The organism is Arthrobacter sp. ZGTC131, assembly GCF_002929275.1.
Taxonomy (GTDB): domain Bacteria; phylum Actinomycetota; class Actinomycetes; order Actinomycetales; family Micrococcaceae; genus Arthrobacter.
This window is the reverse complement of record NZ_PJIK01000001.1, coordinates 480,606-495,426: the sequence shown is the minus strand read 5'-3', so window position 1 is coordinate 495,426 and position 14,821 is coordinate 480,606. Positions and strand designations below refer to the sequence as shown.

15 protein-coding genes are annotated in these 14,821 nt (G+C 69.1%); 11 read left to right on the top strand and 4 right to left on the bottom strand.

Annotated elements, in window-relative coordinates:
* Positions 1-22: 22 nt before the first annotated feature.
* The gene (locus tag CXQ90_RS02230) at positions 23-895 is read right to left on the bottom strand and encodes an SDR family oxidoreductase (protein WP_104136619.1); all 873 of its coding nucleotides are present in this window, start codon (positions 893-895) and stop codon (positions 23-25) included.
* Positions 896-997: 102 nt separating this feature from the next.
* Here CXQ90_RS02230 and CXQ90_RS02225 point away from each other — a divergent pair, with 102 nt between their 5' ends.
* Positions 998-1,396, top strand: a complete 399-nt coding sequence (locus CXQ90_RS02225; RefSeq protein ID WP_104136617.1) for a helix-turn-helix domain-containing protein — start codon at positions 998-1,000, stop codon at positions 1,394-1,396.
* Between the two features lie 18 nt (positions 1,397-1,414).
* Here the strand turns inward: CXQ90_RS02225 and CXQ90_RS02220 are convergent, their stop codons facing one another.
* Positions 1,415-2,884, bottom strand: a complete 1,470-nt coding sequence (locus CXQ90_RS02220) for a 6-phospho-beta-glucosidase (RefSeq protein WP_104136616.1) — start codon at positions 2,882-2,884, stop codon at positions 1,415-1,417.
* Positions 2,885-3,037: 153 nt separating this feature from the next.
* Between CXQ90_RS02220 and CXQ90_RS02215 the strand changes: the two genes are divergently transcribed.
* The 6 genes from CXQ90_RS02215 (at position 3,038) to tsaD (ending at position 8,419) form a co-directional block, all read left to right on the top strand.
* Entirely contained in the window at positions 3,038-4,129 is a 1,092-nt protein-coding gene (locus CXQ90_RS02215; protein ID WP_104136614.1) for a carbohydrate kinase family protein, read from the top strand.
* Positions 4,130-4,199: 70 nt separating this feature from the next.
* Complete coding sequence (alr, locus tag CXQ90_RS02210) at positions 4,200-5,405, top strand: alanine racemase (protein WP_104136613.1); 1,206 nt, start codon at positions 4,200-4,202, stop codon at positions 5,403-5,405.
* Positions 5,402-6,010, top strand: a complete 609-nt coding sequence (gene tsaE, locus CXQ90_RS02205) for a tRNA (adenosine(37)-N6)-threonylcarbamoyltransferase complex ATPase subunit type 1 TsaE (RefSeq protein ID WP_104136611.1) — start codon at positions 5,402-5,404, stop codon at positions 6,008-6,010. The genes alr and tsaE overlap by 4 nt, the downstream gene beginning before the upstream one ends.
* Entirely contained in the window at positions 6,010-6,681 is a 672-nt protein-coding gene (tsaB, locus tag CXQ90_RS02200) for a tRNA (adenosine(37)-N6)-threonylcarbamoyltransferase complex dimerization subunit type 1 TsaB (protein ID WP_104136610.1), read from the top strand. The genes tsaE and tsaB overlap by 1 nt, the downstream gene beginning before the upstream one ends.
* A gap of 38 nt (positions 6,682-6,719) precedes the next feature.
* Positions 6,720-7,289: a ribosomal protein S18-alanine N-acetyltransferase gene (gene rimI / locus CXQ90_RS02195; RefSeq protein WP_104136890.1), complete on the top strand. Its 570-nt coding sequence runs from the start codon at positions 6,720-6,722 to the stop codon at positions 7,287-7,289.
* Complete coding sequence (tsaD, locus tag CXQ90_RS02190; protein ID WP_104136608.1) at positions 7,286-8,419, top strand: tRNA (adenosine(37)-N6)-threonylcarbamoyltransferase complex transferase subunit TsaD; 1,134 nt, start codon at positions 7,286-7,288, stop codon at positions 8,417-8,419. The genes rimI and tsaD overlap by 4 nt, the downstream gene beginning before the upstream one ends.
* A gap of 80 nt (positions 8,420-8,499) precedes the next feature.
* On the opposite strand, the gene CXQ90_RS02185 is transcribed toward tsaD, so the two are convergent.
* Positions 8,500-9,651 carry a glutamate--cysteine ligase gene (locus tag CXQ90_RS02185; RefSeq protein ID WP_104136607.1) on the bottom strand — a complete coding sequence of 384 codons (1,152 nt, stop codon included), beginning with the start codon at positions 9,649-9,651 and terminating at the stop codon, positions 8,500-8,502.
* 115 nt (positions 9,652-9,766) lie between these two features.
* Between CXQ90_RS02185 and CXQ90_RS02180 the strand changes: the two genes are divergently transcribed.
* Complete coding sequence (locus tag CXQ90_RS02180; RefSeq protein ID WP_308470536.1) at positions 9,767-11,542, top strand: glycoside hydrolase family 3 N-terminal domain-containing protein; 1,776 nt, start codon at positions 9,767-9,769, stop codon at positions 11,540-11,542.
* A 110-nt stretch (positions 11,543-11,652) separates the two neighbouring features.
* Positions 11,653-12,480: a shikimate 5-dehydrogenase gene (locus CXQ90_RS02175; protein ID WP_258064320.1), complete on the top strand. Its 828-nt coding sequence runs from the start codon at positions 11,653-11,655 to the stop codon at positions 12,478-12,480.
* Between the two features lie 45 nt (positions 12,481-12,525).
* On the opposite strand, the gene CXQ90_RS02170 is transcribed toward CXQ90_RS02175, so the two are convergent.
* Positions 12,526-13,752, bottom strand: coding sequence for a class I SAM-dependent methyltransferase (locus CXQ90_RS02170; RefSeq protein ID WP_104136604.1), 1,227 nt, complete (start codon positions 13,750-13,752; stop codon positions 12,526-12,528).
* A gap of 55 nt (positions 13,753-13,807) precedes the next feature.
* Here CXQ90_RS02170 and CXQ90_RS02165 point away from each other — a divergent pair, with 55 nt between their 5' ends.
* Positions 13,808-14,206, top strand: a complete 399-nt coding sequence (locus CXQ90_RS02165) for a hypothetical protein (RefSeq protein WP_258064319.1) — start codon at positions 13,808-13,810, stop codon at positions 14,204-14,206.
* Between the two features lie 254 nt (positions 14,207-14,460).
* The gene (gene groES / locus CXQ90_RS02160; protein WP_069949240.1) at positions 14,461-14,757 is read left to right on the top strand and encodes a co-chaperone GroES; all 297 of its coding nucleotides are present in this window, start codon (positions 14,461-14,463) and stop codon (positions 14,755-14,757) included.
* Positions 14,758-14,821 lie beyond the last annotated feature (64 nt).

The following is a 14,821-nucleotide window of genomic DNA, read 5'->3' as shown; positions in this document are numbered from 1 at the left end:
ACTGGGGGTAAACGGCAGCGGCTCAGGCGCCGCGGTGGCTCCGCACGGCCGCCTGTACGGCCTCGCGCATCGGCGTGGCGGGCCGGCCGATGAGTGCGCTCAGGTCCCCGCTGGTCACCAGCAGCTCGCCCCGGGCCAAGCCGAGGTCGCTGTCCGCCAGGATGGCCGCGTAAAACTCCGGCAGTCCGGCTTCCACCAGCGCTTGCGTGTACTGCTCCGCCGGCAGGTCCTGGTACGTGACCGGCTGGCCGGACGCCGCGCTGACCTCCCCGGCGAGCTCGCCGAGCGTGAACGGCTCGTCGCCGCCGAGCTCGTACACCTTTCCGGCCTGGCCGTCCTTGAGAAGCACGGCTGCTGCGGCCTGGGCGTAGTCGGCCCGGGTGGCGGCACTGACCCGTCCTTCGCCGGCGCTGCCGAGCACCGCGCCGTACTGCAGCTGCACGGCAAGCTGGTCGGTGTAGTTCTCGAGGTACCAGCTGTTGCGGAGCAGCGTGAACGGCACGCCGGACTCGCGGAGGGCCTCCTCCGTGGCCTGGTGCTCGGCCGCCAGCCGCATGCCGGTGCTGTCCGCGTTGGCGATGCTCGTGTAGGCGATCAGCCCGACGCCGGCTTCCTTGGCTGCGGTGATGACGTTCCGGTGCTGTTCAATGCGCTGGCCGGCTTCGCTCCCGGAGACCAGCAGGACCTTCTCCGCACCCTGGAACGCCTGGCGCAGGGATTGGGGGTCGCTGTAGTCGACGGGGCTGACCTGGACGCCGCGCTCGGCGAGGTCGGCGATCTTGGCGAGATCCCGGCCGGTGGCCACGATCTGGCCGGCGGGTACGTTGTGATCGAGGAGTGCTTCAACGACGAGGCGGCCGAGGCGCCCCGTGGCGCCGGTGATAACAATAGTCATGGTTTTCCCTTTCACCAGTGAAGTGACTGTCACAGGTGCCAACCGCCTGCCCGCTCACTTACTTCCCAAAAGAGAGTACGCACTTTGAAGTAAGGTACTGGTATGAAAGTAAGTACCCAGCCAAGTCCGCCGGTTTTCCCTTTTGCGGACGGTATCTTCCCGGCGGGGTGTCCAAGCAGGACCGTCCTCGACCACGTCACCAGCAAGTGGGGCGTCCTGATCATCGTCGCGCTCTCCGAGGGTCCGCAGCGGTGGAGTGAGTTGCGCCGCCGCGCCGAAGGCATCAGCGAGAAGATGCTCGCCCAAACCCTCAAAACGCTCGAAGGTGACGGATTCGTCCGCCGCGACGCGCAGCCGATCATCCCGCCCCGGGTCGACTACAGCCTCACGGACAGCGGGCGCGACCTTGCTGCATTGATGCTGCCTCTGGTGGCATGGATCGCAGAGCACGCCGAGGAAGTCGTGGGGCGGTCCTCGCGGAAGGCAGCACACCCCGGTTAAATGCCGGCAGGCCGGCGACTATCCTCCCTGCCTCTTCCACAGCCCGGCCAGTCCGGGGAAGGCGGCCTCGTACCCCGTGAGGAGCGCGCCGGCCAGCTTCGCCGAACCGATCAGCGGGTGTTCGGCGAGGGCTTCCAGCGCCGCGGCGCGCTCGCCGTGCCCCGCAGCCCGGACGGTGAGGAGTTCCACGTGCTTCACGCGCTGCATGAGCGCCAGCTGCGGCCCAGCCGGCCGGTCCTGTGCCAGCGGCACGGCGCCGTCGGACGTCACGGTGCAGGGAACCTCGACGACGGCGTCCGCCGGCAGCCCGGGGATCGCCGGCTCTGCGGGGCCGGGCCCGGTGACGGCCGAGTTGGGGGTGTTGAGGATCAGCTCCGTGTTTCCGGCAGAGCCTCCGATGCCCGCGGCCCCACCGGCTCCAGGGCCCGCGCCGGCTCCCGCGCCGCCGGCCAGTGCCCGCATCACGGCCAGGGCCACCTGCTCGTAACCGCCGCCCGCGAGGTCCTCCGCATCGCGCGTCTCGCCGCCGGCCCGGGCCTCGGCCAGGTAGCCCTCCTCGCGGGACCTGCGGGCGGCATCCCACAGACTGAACGCAGCATCCCCGGACGCGGCCAGCCGGGGATACAGCTCCGCCTGCTGCCCGTGGATGGATTCGCCGCGCGTCAGGCCCTGGGCGCGCATGGCCGCGGCCGCCCGGGCCGTCTCGTAGTAGTAGAAGAGGTACTCGTTGGGCAGGACTCCCAGCTCCTGCAGGAAGGGCTGCGGAAACAGGCGGCCCTCCTCGAAGCCGGCCAGCGCGCCGGCGTCCGCCAGCAGGTCCGGAAGGACATCGCGACCGCCGGACTCGAGCCGGTACAGCCAGCCGAGGTGGTTCAGGCCGTAGTAGCCCACGCCGTCGAGCTTTCCGGCCGGCAGCGGGACACCGGCGGCGCGCGCGGCGCGGTGGACGAGCGCGCTCGCGGAATCGCAGATTCCGATGACCCGCCGGCCCAGCACGGGCACCAGCGCCTCGGTGACCATGCCGGCCGGGTTGGTGAAGTTGATCAGCCACGCCTCTGGGCAGTGCTGCCGCATTTCCCGGGCAAGCTCCAGCATGGCGGGGATGGACCGCAGCGCGTACGAAATGCCGCCGGCCCCGGTTGTTTCCTGGCCCAGGAGCCCGAGGTCCTGGGCGACGCGCTCGTCGGCGATCCTCCCGGCCGTTCCGCCCGGCCGGATGGCCGCAAACACCATGTCGGTTCCCGTGAGCGACTCGCGGAGCGACGTGGTGGCAATGACTCTTGGGGGCGGCCCGACGGCGGAGCTTGCGTCCGGCGCGACGGCCGCCGCGGCGAGGGACCGCAGGACGGCGCTGATGGCGGCCAGGCGTCCGGGATCGACGTCGTAGAGCACCAGTTCACGGACCAGGCCGGCATAAGGCCCCGAGCAGAGCGCCCGGTACACGAGGGGAACCCGGAATCCGCCGCCACCGGCGATCATGAGCCGCATGGCAAGGAGTCTATGCGCAGTCACCCGCTGCTCCGTCACCGCACGCGGTGTCACCCTCCACGCCAGTGCGCGGCCGCCCACTTCCACCGGGACGGGACCTACCGCCAGATCTCGGGGTTTCAACCACAAGGCGCACAGCGTAATGTGCCGAACATGGATGCGATTTCCGCACGCCGCTTCGATCCGCTTTCGGCCGTCCGCACGCCGTCGGCCGGAGCCTTTGACCTGCTGCTGGCCGGGACGGTGTTTCAGGACATTATCTTCACGGGGCTGCCGCAAGCGCCCGAGCCCGGAACCGAAATCTGGAGCGAGGGGATGGGAAGCTGCCCGGGCGGCGTGGCCAACCAAGCCATTGCGGCTGCCCGGCTGGGTCTCCGGACCGGGCTCGCGGCGGCCTTCGGCGATGACGGCTACGGGGACTACAACTGGAAGATCCTTGCCGGGCAGGAGCATGTGGACCTATCCCTGTCCCGCCGCGTCACGGGCTGGCATTCGCCGGTGACGGTCTCGCTGAGCGTGAACCACGACCGCTCCATGGTGACCCACGGGCATCCCGCGCCGGTGTCGTCGTCCGAACTGATCGGCCGGCCGCCGCCCGCGCTGGCCGCCGTCGCGGACCTGGGCCACGAGTTGGAACCGTGGGCGCTTGAGGCCCACGGTGCGGGCGTGAAACTGTTCGGCGACGTCGGCTGGGACCCCAGCGGCGAGTGGTCGCAGGCGCGGCTGGAGAACCTTCGCTACTTCCACGCCTTCATGCCCAACCAGCGCGAGGCCATGGCCTTCACCGGCAAGAACGATCCCTGGGCGGCGCTGTACTCCCTGGCGGATCGCGTGCCCGTGGCGGTGGTGACGCTGGGCCAGCAGGGATCCATGGCTGTGGACTCCGAGACGGGCGAGGAAGAGTGGGTGCCGTCCTTGCCGGTGGCGGCTTACGATCCCACGGGTGCCGGGGACTGCTTCGGGGCGGCGTTCGTCGTCGGCTGCCTGGCGGGGTGGCCGCTGGGCGACCGGCTCCGCTTCGCCAACCTGTGCGCCGCGCTGGCCGTGCAGGAGGTGGGCGGATCACTCGCGGCGCCGGGCTGGGGCGACATCGCTGACTGGTGGAAGCGCGCCAACGCCCGTCCGGAACGCCGCGGGAGCCAGTGGCTGCGCCGGTACGCCTTCCTCGCAGACATCGTCCGGGACGTGCCCCCGGAAGCACAGCGCAGGGCGGCGGCCACCATCGCGCACCTCTCGGACGCCTGACGCGCCCTGTGGAAACGTCCCGTTTTCCGGGAATTATCCGCCCCGCAATGCCAGCATTAGAATCAGTAGAGTGACTTATCCAGCAGCAACAGGAGACCTCCCGCCTGTATCAGGCGCCGTCCGGCCGCCGTCGTATGAACGGTCCGCCGTCATCGACCTCGAGGCCATCCGCCACAACGTCCGCCGCCTTGCCGCCGCCGCTTCGCCGGCACAGGTCATGGCCGTGGTGAAGGCGGACGCCTACGGTCACGGCGCGGTGCCGGTGGCGCGTGCCGCCCTCGAGGCGGGGGCCGGCTGGCTGGGCGTGGCGCATATCTCCGAGGCACTGGCCCTCCGCGCCGCCGGCATTGAAGCGCCGATGCTCGCGTGGCTGCACACGGCGGAAAGCAACTTCGGCGCGGCGGTGGCCGCCGGCGTCGACATCGGCTGCTCCGGCTGGGAGCTGGAACGGATCGTCGCCGCCGCCCGCGAACAGGAGCGGCCGGCACGTGTCCACCTGAAGGTGGACACCGGACTCGGCCGCAACGGCGCCACCATCGACGTGTGGGACAGCCTGGTGGGCGAGGCCATGGAATACCAGGACGAGGGACTGCTGCGCGTGGTGGGCATCTTCTCGCACCTCGCCGTTGCCGATGAACCCGAACGCCCGGAAACGGATGACCAGCTCGCGGCGTTCCGCGAAGTCCTCGCCATCGCCGAGGACGCCGGCGTGGACCCCGAAGTCCGGCACCTGGCCAACACTCCTGCCACGCTGTCCCGGCCCGACACGCACTTCGACCTCGTCAGGGTAGGCCTGGGCATCTACGGGCTGTCGCCGTTCGAGGGGCAGACATCCGCTGAGCTGGGCCTCCGCCCGGCCATGACCGTGCGAACCGTGGTGGCCCACTGCAAGGACGTGCCGGACGGCCAGGGCGTTTCCTACGGCCTCAATTACCACACCCACGGCGCCAGCACGCTGGGACTCATTCCGCTGGGCTATGCCGACGGCGTCCCCCGTGTGGCCACCGGCGGCCCGGTGCGGGTGGAAGGCGTGACCTACCCGGTGGTGGGCAGGATCGCCATGGACCAAATGGTGATCGACCTCGGCGCGCGGCACGTCTCCGCCGGCGGGCACAGCCTCCTCGGCGCCGAGGCGGAGCTTTTCGGCGACGGCGCCGACGGCGGCCCCACCGCGGATGACTGGGCCCGGGCCGCCGGCACCATCAACTATGAGATCGTGACCCGCATCAGCCCGCGCGTGCCGCGGACGTTCATCAACGAAAAGCCGGCGCCGTGAACCTTCCGGCGGCCGGCACTGCGCCCCTTTGGGTCCAGACCCTGAAGGTCTCGACGGCGGAGCAGACCCACGCGCTGGGCGCGTCCCTGGCGGAGCTGCTTCGTGCGGGGGACCTGCTGGTCCTCACCGGCGAACTCGGCGCCGGCAAGACGACGTTCACGCAGGGGCTCGGCGAGGGCCTCGGGGTGCGGGAGGGGATCATCTCGCCCACGTTCGTGCTGGTGCGCATCCATCCGAACCTCGCGGACGGGCCCCACCCGGGCGGCCCCGACCTGGTCCACGTTGACGCCTACCGGCTGGGATCGGCGTCGGAAATCGACGACATCGACCTGGAAAACACGCTGGACTCCTCGGTCACCGTGGTGGAATGGGGACGCGACCGGGTGGAACACCTGAGCGAGAGCCGGCTCGAGGTGGAGCTGCACCGCTCCATCGGCGGCGCTGCGGCCACCCACGTGGCCGGCAGCGCAGCGACTGGCGCGGCGGGCGTCCTGGACTTCGACGCGGACGACGACGACGAGCCCCGCACCATCACCATCCGCGGCTTCGGGCCGCGCTGGGCCGACCAGCCCGTGCTCAAGCAGGCCTCCGAAGGGACCCCCTGATGCTGATCCTTGCCATCGACACCTCCGCCGTGGCCAGCGCCGCGCTGATGTCCGACGACGCCTTGGAAGGCGTCGTGGGCAGCTTTGCCACCGAGGACACGCGGACGCACGCCGAGGTGCTCGCGCCGGGAATCGAGAGACTGCTGACCGAAGCTGGCGTGACCGGTGCGGACATCGACGCGATCGTCGTCGGTGTGGGCCCCGGACCCTTCACCGGTCTCCGGTCCGGGATTGCGACGGCCCGCACGCTGGCCCATGTCTGGAACAAGCCGCTGCACGGGCTCATGAGCCTGGACGCCGTTGCCCTGGAAGTGGCGGAAGCCACCGACGCGCCGGCCGAGTTCCTCGTTGCCACGGATGCCAGGCGCAAGGAGGTCTACTGGGCCCGGTATACGCTCACCGCGGGCCAGCTCCCGAAGCTCGTGGACGGGCCGCATGTTGGCTTTGCCGCGGACCTCCCGGACCTGCCGGCCTTCGGAGCAGGCGCCGGGCTCTATGCGGATGTCCTGCGCGCGGATCCGGACTTCAGCGAGGAGCATCCGGACGCTCTTTACCTGGGACAGTTTGCGCTCGCCCGGCTGGCGGCGGGGGAGACGCTCCTCGACTCCACGCCGCTGTACCTCCGCGAGTCCGACGCCCAGGTTCCCGGCCCCCGGAAGCGGGCCCTGTGAGCGGCGTGCCCGGCGGCGCCGGGGTGACGGTCCGTGACATGCTGCCGGCCGATATTCCCGCCGTGCATGAGCTGGAGGTCCGCCTCTTTCCCGTGGACGCCTGGCCGCTGCACATGTTCGTGGACGAACTGGCACAGCCCGAAACCCGCCGTTACCTGATCGCCGAGGCGCCGGAGGGCATCGTCGGCTACGCCGGCCTGATGTGCGTCGAGCCGATCGCGGACGTCCAGACGATCGCCGTCGTGCCGGAGTATGAGGGCAGGGGCATCGGCTCTGCCCTCCTCAGGGAACTGATCGACGAGGGGCGGCGCCGCGGCGCCGCGGACGTTCTGCTTGAGGTCCGGGCCGACAATCCCCGCGCCCAGCAGCTGTACCGGCGGTTCGGGTTCGAGCAGATCCACGTGCGGCGAAAGTACTACCGTGACGGCGTGGACGCCCTGATCATGAGGCTCCAGCTGGAGGACGTCCTGGCCGTGCACGAGGACGTCATCCACGCGGACCCTGTCCAGCAGCACCCTGTCCAGCCGGAACCTGTCCGGCCGGACCCGCGCCAGCACGACCCGCGCCGTTCCGGCGAGACCACCCCGACGAAGGCAGACCAGCAATGAACCGTTCGCAGCCACTCGTGCTCGGCATCGAGTCCTCGTGCGACGAAACCGGCGTCGGCATAGTCCGCGGAACGGAACTCCTGACCAACACGGTGTCCTCCTCGATGGACGAGCACGTCAGGTTTGGCGGCGTCATTCCGGAAATCGCATCACGGGCGCACCTGGACGCCTTCGTGCCGACCCTCGACGCCGCGCTGGCAGAGGCGGGCGTGGCGCTGGATGAGATCGACGCCATCGCCGTCACCTCAGGACCGGGCCTGGCCGGGGCGCTGATGGTGGGGGTGTGCGCGGCGAAGGCCCTGGCCGTCGCCACCGGCAAACCCCTGTACGCGATCAACCACCTCGTCGCCCACGTGGGCGTCGGGCTCCTGGACTCACGTCCGGGCGGGGCCGCGGACGCCGGCAACGGCCCGGCACTCCCGGAGAACCTGGGCGCCCTGCTGGTGTCCGGCGGGCACACGGAGATCCTGCGGATCCGCAGCATCACGGACAACGTCGAACTGCTGGGCTCCACGATTGACGACGCCGCCGGCGAGGCATACGACAAAGTGGCGAGGATCCTGGGCCTGGGCTATCCCGGCGGCCCGGCCATCGACCGGCTGGCCCGCGAAGGGAATGCCAAGGCCATCCGCTTCCCCCGCGGACTGACGCAGCCCAAGTACATGGGCACCGCCGAGGAGCCCGGACGGCACCGCTACGACTGGTCCTTCAGCGGGCTGAAAACCGCCGTGGCCCGCTGCGTGGAGCAGTTCGAGGCAGCGGGGGAGGCCGTTCCGGTGGCGGACATCGCGGCGGCGTTCCAGGAGGCCGTGGTGGACGTCATCACGTCCAAGGCGGTTCTTGCGTGCCGCGAGCACGGCATCACCGATGTGCTGCTGGGCGGCGGAGTGGCAGCAAACTCACGCCTCCGCCAGCTGACCGAACAGCGCTGCTCCGCTGCCGGGATCAGGCTGCATGTGCCGCCGCTGGACCTCTGCACGGATAACGGCGCCATGGTGGCCGCCCTCGGTGCCCAGCTGGTCATGGCGGGAATAGAGCCCAGCGGCCTCGGCTTCGCCCCGGATTCGTCGATGCCCGTGACCTCAGTTTCGGCGCCGGCACCCAAAGCTGCCCAGGCGGCAGCCGTCTGACCGGCGTTGAAGGCGGCAGGCGTCTGACCGGCCTGCAGCCCGGCAGCCGCCGGCGGGGTCGTCGACGGGGCGGGCCGCGCTTAGGCCGTGGGCCCGTTCCGCATCTGCTTGACCAGGTCCAGCACCACGGCCTGGAGGTTTCCGCCGTTTTCCGCGGCCACCCGCCGCTGGCGCTGGTAGCCGGCTCCGCGGCTGATGATTTTTTCGACGTCGGCCAGCTCGTCGGGGCAGCCCAGCCTGGCGGCGATGGGCTCGAGCCGGTTCAGGGTTTCCAGCAGGTGCTCGGTGACCAGGCGCTCATTGCCCTGGGCGTCCAGGATGATGATCGCTTCCATGCCGTACCGGGCAGCGCGCCACTTGTTTTCCTGGACGTGCCACGGCGGCATGGTGGGAATGGTTCCGCCGTTGTCCAGCGTGGTGGAGAACTCATGCACCAGGCACTGCGTCAGGGCTGCGACGGCGCCCACCTCTTCAAGGGTGGCCAGGCCGTCGCAGATGCGCATCTCGACGGTGCCGAGGTTCGGCACCGGCCGGATGTCCCAGCGGATTTCGGAAAGGGTGTCGATCACGCCGGTGGTGAACATGTCCTGGACATAGGACTCATATTCTTCCCACGAGCGGAACTGGAACGGCAGCCCCGCCGTCGGAAGCTGCTGGAACATGAGGGCGCGGTGGGAGGCGTATCCGGTGTCCTCGCCGCCCCAGAACGGGCTGGAGGCGGACAGCGACTGGAAGTGCGGAAAGTAGTTGACCAGGCCGTCCAGCACGGGGAGGACCTTCTCGCGGCGGTCAAGGCCCACGTGCACATGAACGCCGTAGATCACCATTTGGCGGCCCCACCACTGCGTGCGGTCGATCAGCTTGGCATACCGTTCCTTGTCCGTGACCGGCTGCAGCTGGGGCGGGCTGAAAGGATGGCTGCCTGCGGAGAAGACTTCCACGCCCATGGGATCGGTGACTTCGCGGACGGCGGCCAGGGACCGGGTAAGGTCTTCTTTGGCTTCCGCGGCAGTCTCGCAGATCCCGGTGACCAGCTCCACGGTGTTCAGGAGCAGCTCCTGCTTGATGTGGGGGTGTTCGTCGTCCTCATTCAGTTCGGGGTGGTTGGCGGAAACCCCACGCAGGACCTCGTTCGCCACGGACGCCAATTCGCCGGTCTGCGCATCAACCAGGGCGAGTTCCCATTCCACACCAAGAGTTGATTGCCTGGATGAAGCGAAATCAATCTTCATGTGTTCCTCTCGCTGTTCTGCTGCGCCGTGTCTGCTGTCCCGTGGTGGCCGTTTCTGGCAGAACGGCTGGCAGGGAACGGTCTTTCAAGTCTAGTGCAGGGGTAGCATCGAGATGATGGCTTGGTTACAGACAGCGCGTGACAGTTTTCACAAGACCTCCTCCTACCAACACACCAATGACGGACCCGCCCCCCACAGGCCCGCCCGGACGGCTGCGGCCCTCGCGGTGCTGCTCGCCCTGGCGTCCTGCACGGCCCCGCCGTCGCCGCCTCCCTCGAGTGCCGCTGCCCCGAAGGCGCCTGCTTCTCCGGCTCGGGAAGAATCCCCGACGCCGGCCCCGCCCCCTCCCGCTTCCTCCGCACCGAAGGGGGCTAAAGGCAAGCAGGCAACGGCGCCGCTGGGCTGGGGGCCGCAGCAGCGTGACCTCGAGGCGGCGACCGCCGCCGTCGCGAAGATGACGGTGAGCGAGAAGGCCGGGCAGGTGCTCCTGCCGTCCTTTGCCGGCCTCGACCACGGGGCCCAGGCGGCCACGGTTGAGCGGTTACATCTCTCCGGATCAATGATCATGGCTGATAACGTGCCCGGAACTGCCACGGGGCTGGTTGACGTGCCTGCGCTGACGGCCGCGACCCGTCGGCTGGATGCGGCTTCGCGGTCCGGCGGACGCACCTGGCCGGGCCTGATCGGCGTGGACCAGGAAGGGGGAATGGTGCAACGGGTGGGTGCTCCGCTTACCGGCTGGCCGTCCCCCATGAGCTACGGTGCGGCCGGCAGCGTCCCCCTGGCAACACAGGCCGGCGCCGGGCTGGCGGCGGAACTCGCGGGCGTTGGTTTCACGGTGGGCTTCGCTCCCGACGCCGATGCGACCATAGGTCCCGCCGATCCCACCATCGGGGCGCGGTCCCTGTCCGCAGATCCCCGTGCTGTGGCAAACCTGAGCGTCGGCTTCTCCAAGGGCATGCTGGCGGCCGGTGTGCTCCCGGCCGCCAAGCACTTTCCGGGGCATGGCTCGGTGACGTCCGATTCGCACAAGGACATGCCGGTCCAGAAGGCCACATTGGCCCAGCTGAAGGCCAGGGACTGGAAGCCCTTCCAGGCCGCTGTTGCGGCAGGTTCCCCGATGATCATGACCGGGCACATTGCCGTTCCTGCCCTGGAGCCTGGAGTGCCGGCGTCGATCTCGAAAGTGACCTACGCGGCCCTGCGGGGAATCGGGTTCAAGGGAGTGGCCGTCACGGACGCGCTGAACATGGGCGCAGTGATTGGCCGCTACCGGCACGGCTCTGCGGCCCCTGCAGCACTGGCGGCGGGCGCCGATCTGCTGCTGATGCCGGCGGATGTGAACGCCGCCCATGCCGCCATCGTCAGTGCCGTCGATACCGGAAGGCTGCCGCCGGCACGCCTGGATGAGGCCGCGCGTCGTGTGGTGACCATGATGATCTGGCAAGGGCGTACCAAGCCGAAACATCCTGCTGCGGCTCCGGGCAGCGGCGAGGGCCTGTCGGCCAGAGTCTCCGCCCTGGCCGTCACCGTTCTCACCGGACAGTGCAGCGGAGCGCACGTGGCGGGCCGCGTCCGCGTGACCGGAGGCACGGCGGGGGACAGGGCCCGCTTTGCCGCTGCCGCCCAGGCCCAGGGAATCACGCTGGGGGCGGGACCGTTGGTCAACCTCATCGGATACGGCGGCGTTCCGGTGGGCGGGGACATTGCCGTGGCCCTGGACGCGCCCTGGCCCCTCGCCCGTTCCGCCGCGCCCACCAAGATCGCCTTGTACGGCAGGACGCCCGCCGCGTTCAAGGCCCTCCTGGCCGTCTTGGCGGGCAAGGCTCCGGCCACCGGAAAGTTGCCGGCCGCCGTCGGAACCTACCGCGCCGGTACCGGCTGCCGCTGACGTCGTGTCACAAAAGGACGTGTCACCAAGGCCGCGTCACAAAAGAAGGAATCCGCGACCGCACGGCCCGCCGGAGTGACCGCACCGCAGCGCGACCGTTTAATGGAGGAGTGCCGATTCTGAACAAAGACATGACCCTTTGCATCTCCCTCTCGGCCCGGCCGAGCAACAACGGGACGCGCTTCCACAACTACCTGTACGACCAGCTTGGCCTGAACTGGATCTACAAGGCCTTTGCTCCCACCGACCTGGCCCAGGCCATCGCCGGGGTCCGCGGCCTGGGAATCCGGGGCTGCGCCGTTTCCATGCCGTACAAGGAAGACGTGATCGCCCTCGTGGACGTGATGGACCCGTCGGCCAAAGCGATCGATTCGGTCAACACCATCGTCAACGACGCCGGCCGGCTGACTGCCTACAACACGGACTACACGGCGATTGAGCAGCTGCTCGAGCGCAACGCGGTGCCGGCCGGGTACTCGGTGCTGCTCAAGGGGGCCGGCGGAATGGCCAAGGCCACTGCCGCGGCGCTGCGCGATGCGGGCTTCAAGGACGTCACCATCATCGCCCGGAACGAGGCCGCCGGCCGCGCGCTCGCGGATCTGTACGGCTTTGCCTGGCGCGCGGACCTTGGCACCGGGCCGGGTGCCACGGCGGACATGATCATCAACGTCACCCCTGTTGGCATGGCCGGCGGGCCGGACGCCGAATCACTGTCCTTCCCCGCTGAGGCCATCGAGGCCGCCAATGTGGTGTTCGACGTCGTGGCTTTACCGCCGGAGACGCCGCTCATCAAGGCGGCCCGCGCGGCGGGCAAGGCGGTCATTACCGGTGCGGAGGTGGCCACTATCCAGGCGCTGGAGCAGTTTGTGCTGTACACCGGCATCCGCCCCACCGACCAGCAGGTGCGCGACGCCGAGGCGTTCGTCCGCGCGCAGTAGCAAGTCAGGCGCGGCAATAGCCGCTCGCGGTTCAGCGCCGGCGGCTTACAGCGGCTCTACCGAGACGGCCACCCGTTCCTCCCCGATCCGGGTGAGGACCAGGGTGGCTGTTTTCTTGCCGGCGCTTTTCCCGCCGGGCTTTGACCCGAGCAGCTGCTTCCGCAGCTCCTCGGGGGTGACGGACGTGCCCCGCTTCTTGATGTCCAGCACGCCGATGCCGTTCTGCTTGACCCACGCCTTGAGCGCCTTCACGTTGTAGGGCATGACCTCCCGGACCCTGTAGGCCCGCGCGAAGGGCGTGTCCAAGAGGTTCGGGGCGCAGATGTAGGCGATGTGCTCGTCCACCAGGTGTCCTCCCAGCTCGAGGGCAAGGTCGGCCACGAGCCCGGCGCGGATCACGGCGCCGTCCGGTTCGTACAGATAGCCCTCCACCGGTCCCACGGGTGCAGCCGGTCCGCCGTCGAACTCTTCCGCGCTGGTGAGCTCGGCCGCCCCCTGGGGCCCGATGAGCAGCGCTGCCCGCCGGATGCCGGGGCGCGCCACAGCGTTGAACCACAGCGCCACCTCGGTGACGTCGCCGCCCACCGAAACCCACTGCGCTTCGCAGCCCCGGGGCACGGAGTCGTGCGGCATGCCGGGCCCCATCTTGACGCCGACGGCGCGCCCGGAAGCGGCGAGCGACTCCGCGAAGGACAACGGAGGCGAAAAGGCCTCGGGATCCCAGATCCGAGTGGTTCCGGAGGTGGACGTGGTGCGCCGGGCAGGATCCAGCCAGACGCCGTCCTCGTCGCCGAGCGGAACCGAAGTGGCGTCCGAGTGCACCACGGTGGCGTGCGGGAAGGGAATGAGGTTGATCGTGGCGCAGGCGGCGGTGGTCTCGTCCACCTCCACGGCCGTCACCGCAATATCGAGGGACGCCAGTGCCATGGAATCCGCGCCGAGGCCGCAGCCGAGGTCGGCCACGTGCCTGACACCTGCCTCGGCGAAGCGCTGGGCGTGCCGGGCCGCGACGGTGAGCCGCGTGGCCTGTTCAAGGCCCGCCTGGGTGAACAGCATCTGCCGGGCGAACTCGCCGAACTTGCCTTCAGCTTTGGTGCGCAGCCGGGACTGCGTCAGCACTGCGGAGACGAGTTCGGGGGAGTGCCCCGCCTTGCGGAGGCTGGAGTTGAGCGCGAAGGACTGGTCTTCCCGGTACGGTCCCAGCGACGCCAGGAGCTCCCACCCTTCCTCGGTGAGGAGGTGGGCGATCTGGTCCTGCGGTGCTTCAGACATGGAGTCAAGCCTAGTGGAGGGGCCCGCCGGCACTGTTGCCGATAGGGTGGTCTGAATGGAATCCAGCGCAACGAACAGTCCTGACCAGCCCACCAGAAGCCCCGCCGATCTGGTCCGGGACGCGCGAGTGGTCCGGTACGCGCGGCCGGCCCTGATCGCCGGCGCTGTTGCCGCCGTCGTCTGCACCGTCCTGCTGGTGATCATCTTTCTCCTGGACTCCTTCAACGCCACCGTCTATTCGGTGGGCGGCAAGAACATCAGTGACGCCACCGATGAAGCCCGCCAGATCCGGGAACTGTACTCCGGCGCCCATGTTGGCGGCGTGGTGTTCCTGATCGTCTCGCTGCTGGTGGCTGCCGCTTCCGCCGTCGTGCTGTTCCTTCAGCGGAAAAACGCAGCGGCGGACGCGGAAGACGACGAGGACCTGGGCTTCGACGATCTCGCCGGCCGCTGACCGCCGGCTGCTGCCGGCCGGCCCCTGACGGCTCTTGGCGGCACCCCGCCGGCTGTTCACCGGAGACGAAATTCTGGCACTCACCTTGACCGAGTGCTAACCACTTACATAGAGTCGTCATTAGCACTCTCCCTAGGAGGGTGCTAACACATGAAGAACTGCCAGCCTGGCTGCTGCCGGCACCGCGACGACGGTCTGCCGCCTTGGCACAGTTTTACTGTCCATGAATTTGCTGACGAAAAGGAGAGGTCCGAGTGTCGGTCTCTATTAAGCCTCTTGAGGATCGTATTGTTGTCCGCCCGCTCGAAGCCGAGCAGACCACGGCTTCCGGCCTGGTCATCCCGGACTCCGCGCAGGAGAAGCCCCAGGAAGGCGAAGTTGTTGCAGTAGGACCCGGCCGCTTCGATGACAACGGCAACCGCGTCCCGATCGACGTAACCATTGGCGACGTCGTTATCTACTCCAAGTACGGCGGAACCGAAGTCAAGACCGGCGGCACCGAGTACCTCGTGCTGTCCGCCCGCGACGTTCTGGCGATCGTCGTTAAGTAACTCTGGACCCCCGCGCCGCCGATCCGTCTGATGCATGTCTGACAGGGTCAGCGGCGCGGGGTTT

What these genes read in the sequence shown, in the direction of transcription:
- CXQ90_RS02230 (WP_104136619.1), bottom strand. Translation starts at nt 895, where the DNA reads ATGACTATTGTTATCACCGGCGCCACGGGGCGCCTCGGCCGCCTCGTC.
- CXQ90_RS02225 (WP_104136617.1), top strand. Translation starts at nt 998, where the DNA reads ATGAAAGTAAGTACCCAGCCAAGTCCGCCGGTTTTCCCTTTTGCGGAC.
- CXQ90_RS02220 (WP_104136616.1), bottom strand. Translation starts at nt 2,884, where the DNA reads ATGCGGCTCATGATCGCCGGTGGCGGCGGATTCCGGGTTCCCCTCGTG.
- CXQ90_RS02215 (WP_104136614.1), top strand. Translation starts at nt 3,038, where the DNA reads ATGGATGCGATTTCCGCACGCCGCTTCGATCCGCTTTCGGCCGTCCGC.
- tsaB (WP_104136610.1), top strand. Translation starts at nt 6,010, where the DNA reads ATGCTGATCCTTGCCATCGACACCTCCGCCGTGGCCAGCGCCGCGCTG.
- rimI (WP_104136890.1), top strand. Translation starts at nt 6,720, where the DNA reads ATGCTGCCGGCCGATATTCCCGCCGTGCATGAGCTGGAGGTCCGCCTC.
- tsaD (WP_104136608.1), top strand. Translation starts at nt 7,286, where the DNA reads ATGAACCGTTCGCAGCCACTCGTGCTCGGCATCGAGTCCTCGTGCGAC.
- CXQ90_RS02185 (WP_104136607.1), bottom strand. Translation starts at nt 9,651, where the DNA reads ATGAAGATTGATTTCGCTTCATCCAGGCAATCAACTCTTGGTGTGGAA.
- CXQ90_RS02180 (WP_308470536.1), top strand. Translation starts at nt 9,767, where the DNA reads ATGGCTTGGTTACAGACAGCGCGTGACAGTTTTCACAAGACCTCCTCC.
- CXQ90_RS02170 (WP_104136604.1), bottom strand. Translation starts at nt 13,752, where the DNA reads ATGTCTGAAGCACCGCAGGACCAGATCGCCCACCTCCTCACCGAGGAA.
- CXQ90_RS02165 (WP_258064319.1), top strand. Translation starts at nt 13,808, where the DNA reads ATGGAATCCAGCGCAACGAACAGTCCTGACCAGCCCACCAGAAGCCCC.